This is a genomic window from Bauldia sp. (assembly GCF_020442045.1).
Lineage (GTDB): Bacteria > Pseudomonadota > Alphaproteobacteria > Rhizobiales > Kaistiaceae > Bauldia.
Map to the genome: position 1 here is coordinate 1 of NZ_JAGRLA010000167.1, position 5,724 is coordinate 5,724.

A 5,724-nucleotide genomic window follows, 5' to 3' on the forward strand; every position below is an offset into this window, starting at 1 on the left:
GACCGTGTTGCCTTCCGCTACGTGGACGAGTCGGGCGGAACGACCGAGGCGGCGAACCCGAACGGATCGGTCGACGACATCGCCGGCATCCTCAACCACCGGCGCAACGTCCTGGGCATGATGCCCCACCCGGAAAACCTGATTGAAGCGATACAGGGCGGGACCGACGGCCGGGCGCTGTTCGAGAGCGTCATGGACGATCTCGCCGTCGCCGGCTGATCGCCGATTTTTCGAAACCTCTGGTCCTTTTCCCGCGCCTCGGGTCCGCGAACGCCTCGCCGCGTTCGCCGCTTCGCTTTCGCTTGACAGCGCCGGCATCAGATGGAATGAATATTCCATAAACAAGCGCCTTTGGCTCATAAATTCTGTCATCGAAGATGGCGCTGGGAGGATGCGGTGGAGAATGCCGGGACGGGCCGCGAAGCGCCGCTTCTCGAAGCCCGCAACATCACGAAGTATTTTGGTGCGATCACCGCTCTTGACGGCGTGAATTTCCACCTCTCGCGTGGCGAGGTGCTGGGGGTGGTCGGCGACAACGGCGCCGGCAAATCCACCCTGATGAAGATCCTGTCCGGCCTCTATGTGCCGAGCGAGGGGCAGATCGTATTCGACGGCCGGCCGGTCCGCTTCTCGAGCCCGCGCGATGCCCGCAATGCCGGCATCGAGATGGTCTATCAGGATCTCGCCCTGGCCGGGAACATGACGATCTTCGAGAACATCTATCTCGGCCGCGAGCCGGGCCAGAAATTCCTCGGCCTTTCGGTGGTCGACCAGAAGCGAAGCCGCGAGATGGCGCAAGAGCATCTCGACCGGCTGAAGATTCACGTCAAGAGCGTGGACCAGCTCGTCGAAGAGCTCTCGGGCGGGCAGCAGCAGGCCGTCGCCATCGCCCGCGCCACCGCCTTCGACGCCCGCGTCGTGATCATGGACGAGCCGACCGCGGCCCTGGCGATCAAGGAAGTCGGCAAGGTCCTCGACCTCATCAGCGGCCTCAAGGATCACGGTGTCTCCATCATCCTGATCAGCCACCGCATGGACGACGTCTTCTACGTTTGCGACCGGGTGATGGCGCTCTTCCACGGCCGGAATTTCGCGGACGCCCCGCTCAAGGATACCAACCGCAACGAGGTCATCGGCTGGATCATGGGCACCAAGGGCCACAGCGAAGCCGTCGCCCACGATCAGGTGCGCTGAGATGGGCAGCAAGGCGCTCCTGCTCCGCTATCTCGACCGGTTCGGGATCATCATCGTCGTCCTGCTGATGATCGCGGTGCTGACATATCTCGAGCCGCAATATTTCCTGACCTTCCGGAACTTCTCGAACATCCTGAAGCAGATCGCCGAGAATGCGATGCTGTCGCTCGGGATGCTGCTGGTCATCCTCACCGCCGGCATCGACCTTTCGGTCGGATCGGTTCTGGCGCTTGCGATGATGTGCCTGGTGATGGCCGATATCGTCGGCGGCTGGCCGTGGTGGATCGTCGTGTTCATCGGGCCGCTGGTCGGCATCGCGGCGGGCCTCTTCAACGGCTTCGGGCTGACCCTGCTCAGGCTCCCCCACCCCTTCATCATGACGCTCGGCACGCTCTTCGCGATGCGCGGGCTCACCAACTTGATCTCGGGCGGCGTTCCCTATTCCGGCCTCTCCGACCCTGTCCGCTTCCTCGGCTCGGCGCAGATCCCGCTCTCCTTCCTCGGGCCCGGCGCGACGCTGCCGGTCAGCGCGATCGTTGTCGCCATCGCCTATATCGGCATATCGCTCTTCCTGCGCAGGGCCGCCGTCGGAAGGCACATCTACGCCGTCGGCGGCAACCCCAACGCGGCCAGGGTCAGCGGCATCAATGTCGATCGTGTCCTGCTCCTCGTCTATGCGCTCTGCGGCTTCTTCGCCGGCATGGGCGGCCTCCTCACCGCCGGTCGGACCAATTCGGGTTTCCCGCTTGCCGGCCAGGGCGCCGAGCTCGACGCCATCGCCGCCGTCATCATCGGTGGCGCCAGCTTCTTTGGCGGTCGCGGCACCGTGCTTGGCGTTCTCGGCGGCGTCTTTATCATGGGGCTGTTGCGCAACGGCCTGAATTTGCAGAATGTCAGCCCGTTCTGGCAGCAGTTGTTGATTGGTTTCATCATCATCCTCGCGGTCTGGATCGACGTCCTCAGGCGTCGCGCCGCTGTGCGGACATAGGTAGCAAACACCATCCCGCCGGCCCCCGTCGGCGGTTCGACTGAAAGTAAAGCAAAGGGAGGAATGAGACATGAAAGCCAAGCTTCTTGGACTGGCAAGCGCGCTTGCCATCCTCACCGCCACCGCCGGCGCCCATGCCGAGACCGTGTTGCTCAGCATGAAGGGCCCCGGCGCGGGCAACCCCTTCTGGGCGGCGGTCGAGGCCGGCGCCAAGGAGAAAGCCGCCGAGCTCGGCGTCGATCTCGTGGTGCTCGCGCCGCCGACCGAGAGTGACGTCCAGGCCCAGATTGCCCAGGTCGAGGATCAGCTCGTCAAGAATATCGACGCCATGGCGATCGCCCCGACCGACCCCAACGCTCTCGGACCCATCGTCGATCAGGCGATCGCGCAGGGCGTCGGCGTCGTCTTCGTCGATACCAAGGGCATCAACGACGGCGTGACCTTCATCGGCACCAACAACGAAGTCGGCGCCGCGCTCGCAGCCGATTTCATCTGCAAGAATATCGACAAGGGCAGCGACGTCGCGATCCTTCAGGGCATCATCACCCAGTCAACCGGCAAGGCGCGGGCGGACGGTGCCAAGAAGGGCCTGACCGACTGCGGCCTCAACGTCGTCGCCGAGCAGCCCGCCGATTGGGATACCGCCAAGGCCCAGGCCGCGATGGAGAATATCCTCACCGGCAACCCCGGCCTCAAGGCGGTGTTTGCGTCCAACGACAATATGGCGCTCGGCGTGGTCGAGGCGCTGAAGTCGGCCGGCATGCTCGACCAGGTGATGGTGGTCGGCTTCGATGCCAACCCCAACGCCGCCGAGTCGATCCTTGCCGGCGAAATGACCGCCTCGGTCGCCCAGAACCCGATGAACATGGGCCGCTTCGGCGTCGAGAACGCATTGAAGGTCAAGCATGGCGAGACCATCGACGCGATCATCGACACGGGCACCGTGCTCGTCACCAAGGACAACGCGGCCGACTACAAGTAAGCCGCCACGCCAGTGAGGTGCGACCCGGGGCCGCAAACCCCGGGTCTTTCCCGCCGCGAGTGCCCGCTTGCCGGCCCGTTTTTCACTTCACCGGCTTCGGATTTTCCTTTCCTCGAACCATCGACTTGATTGAACGAATATAGTTAGACGTGCAATTATCCGCCGCTTCTACAGGTGGGGTGGATCTTGCGCGAACTGCGTTTTGACCGGCGGTTCCTCTGGGTCTTGGCGGTCGGAATCGCCGCGGTTGACCTGCTGGTCATCCTCTACGGGCTGATCTTCGGCTTCCATCACATGCGCCGCGAAAACGGCCTTCTGGAGGTAGCACAGCTCGTCGCGCTGGCGGTTGCCGGCGTCGGCTTCGGCGCCCTCATCCCCAGGCTCCGCCATGGCGGCAGGATCGTCGCCTCCGGTGCCGCAGTGATGTGCGTCATGTTCTTCTTCCGCGAATTCGAGACGCCGCTTCACAATCCGCTCCTCGACTTTATGTCGAGCGATCCCTTCCTCTGGATCCTGGCCGCGGTTTTCGGGCTTTTCCTCGCCGTCCAGATCTATCTCAACTGGGCGCATGTGCCGGCCTTCCTCGGCTGGCTCGTCAGGTTTCAATGGTGGCCCTGGCTGTTTGGCGGATCGCTGCTGCTTATCGGCTCCGCCTTCGAAGCGATGCATCTGGCCTTCATGGAGGAGTTGTTCGAACTGAATGGCGATGTGGTCTTCGCCCTTATCGCGGTCACCGCGCTTGGTCGCAGTCTCAGGGCCGCCAACGCGCATGTCCCGGCGCTCCACGCCCATTGAGCCCGGTTCCCGCCGCGACGGCTGGCACGGTGCCCCGCCCCCGCCGGCACGGCCTTGAATTTGCCATCGAAATCAGGCTGTTTTGCTGCCGACTCGGAAAGACAGAAGCGGGGGATAACGATTTGCCGAGCGGCAATCGCCAGATCGACGGACCGGCTCCGCAATCGCCGCCAGGCGCCCGAAGGCTCATGACGGCCATGCATGGGCGCGCGGGCCTTCCGATCCTCGTCCTCGCCCTGGTCATGCTCGGCTTTTGCGCACCCGCCTTCGCCAAGGACGTTCCGACTCCCAGGATCTCGCCCCTGAAGGTTCAGGACGGCGACAGCGGCGGCCAGGCGGCGGGCGACGAAAGCGATCCGGGCGAGCCCTTCGACACCGCCATCATTCCTCCCTCGGGCGGCAATGGGGCAATGCTGGATTCATTCGCCCCCGGCGGCAAGGGCGACTTCGGCGGCGGCCCGGGGCTCGACCAGCCGCTTCAGCTCGCTCCCCTCGATCCGGCGAACAGCGCGACCGGCGGACCGATCGATCTCGGCGCCGCCGCGCGGCGTGCCGACCCCCTCTTCAATCCGACGCCGTCCGGGGATGACGGCGTGCTCGGTACGGTCACCATCGAGGCGCGCCTCACCGAGGACGGCCCTCCGATCCAGTCCGGCATCGCCTGGCGGGTCTTTCGCGACCAGGTCGGCGGCGACGGCAAGCTTCCGCTGGTCGGCGAGGCGTCGGGCGGATCGGTGACGCTGCGACTGAGGCCCGGCCGGTATATCGTCCATTGTTCGTATGGCCGCGCCGGCTTCGTGAAGAAAGTGGTTGTCGGCGAGGCGCCAAGCGCGGAGTCGATCGTCCTCAATGCCGGCGGGCTGCGGCTCGCCGCGCTGGTCGGGAAGGATCAGCCGCTTCCCCCGACCGATGTCCATTTCAGCATCTACGCTTCCGATGAGACGGGTCCGGGTGAGCGCGTCCTGGTGGCCGACGAGGTTCCGCCGGGCCATACCGTCAGCCTCAATGCCGGCATCTACCACATCGTCTGCCGCTACGGGGAGGCCAATGCGGTCGTCCGCGCCGACATCAAGGTCGAGCCGGGCAAGCTGACGGAAGCGGCCGTCTACCAGAAGGCGGCGCGGCTGACGCTCAAGCTCGTCGAGGAACGTGGCGGCGAAGCGCTGGCGAATACCGCCTGGTCGGTCGTGACTCCGGCGGGCGAAAGCGTCATCGAGAGCGTCGGCGCCTTCCCGTCGGTCGTTCTGGCCGTCGGCGACTACACGGCGATCGCCAAGAATGGCGATCGCATCTTCGAGCGCAACTTCAAGGTCGAGGCCGGCCTCAACCGCGACGTCGAGGTCCTCGCCGAGCAGAACTGACGCCTTCGGGAACGGCCGGCATGATCCCCCATGTCAGAGGACCACTCGACATTTCCCCCGAAACGCAGGCTGTCCTCGCCGGACTGCTCGCGGTGGCGCTGATCGTCTTCCTCTGGCGGACCTGGCGGTGACGGCTACCCGCGCGCCCGGCGCCGATCCGGAGACATCGCCTCGTCGACCAGCGACGCCACCGCCTCGTCGAGCGACATCGCCTTCTGGTGCTTCTCGCCGAGCCTGCGGATGTTGACGCCGCCCTCCTCCGCCTCGCGCTTGCCGCAGACGAGAATGACCGGAACCTTGGCCAGCGAGTGCTCGCGGACCTTGTAGTTGATCTTCTCGTTGCGGAGATCGGCCTCGGCCCTGAGACCGGCCGCATCGAGCCGGGCGAGGACCGAGCGGGCATA

Annotated in this window: 7 protein-coding genes; 6 read left to right on the top strand and 1 reads right to left on the bottom strand. The window is 65.1% G+C overall.

Annotation, left to right across the window (positions count from 1 at the left end):
- The 6 genes from KDJ86_RS18600 to KDJ86_RS18625 all read left to right on the top strand — a co-directional run.
- A partial coding sequence (locus KDJ86_RS18600; RefSeq protein WP_291749308.1) for a phosphoribosylformylglycinamidine synthase subunit PurQ occupies window positions 1-219 on the top strand: 219 nt, incomplete at its 5' end.
- Window positions 220-396: 177 nt separating this feature from the next.
- Window positions 397-1,194 (top strand): ATP-binding cassette domain-containing protein, encoded by a 798-nt coding sequence (locus tag KDJ86_RS18605; protein WP_291749310.1) that lies wholly within the window; start codon window positions 397-399, stop codon window positions 1,192-1,194.
- 1 nt (window position 1,195) lies between these two features.
- Window positions 1,196-2,182, top strand: coding sequence for an ABC transporter permease (locus KDJ86_RS18610; RefSeq protein WP_291749312.1), 987 nt, complete (start codon window positions 1,196-1,198; stop codon window positions 2,180-2,182).
- Window positions 2,183-2,252: 70 nt separating this feature from the next.
- Window positions 2,253-3,164: a sugar ABC transporter substrate-binding protein gene (locus KDJ86_RS18615; RefSeq protein ID WP_291749314.1), complete on the top strand. Its 912-nt coding sequence runs from the start codon at window positions 2,253-2,255 to the stop codon at window positions 3,162-3,164.
- A gap of 186 nt (window positions 3,165-3,350) precedes the next feature.
- A complete protein-coding gene (locus KDJ86_RS18620; RefSeq protein ID WP_291749316.1) occupies window positions 3,351-3,959 on the top strand; it encodes a hypothetical protein in 609 nt (202 codons plus the stop codon).
- Window positions 3,960-4,147: 188 nt separating this feature from the next.
- Window positions 4,148-5,320 carry an RgsD C-terminal domain-containing protein gene (locus KDJ86_RS18625; protein ID WP_291749319.1) on the top strand — a complete coding sequence of 391 codons (1,173 nt, stop codon included), beginning with the start codon at window positions 4,148-4,150 and terminating at the stop codon, window positions 5,318-5,320.
- 134 nt (window positions 5,321-5,454) lie between these two features.
- Here the strand turns inward: KDJ86_RS18625 and KDJ86_RS18630 are convergent.
- The coding region (locus tag KDJ86_RS18630) for a His/Gly/Thr/Pro-type tRNA ligase C-terminal domain-containing protein (protein WP_291749322.1) at window positions 5,455-5,724 on the bottom strand (270 nt) is incomplete at its 5' end.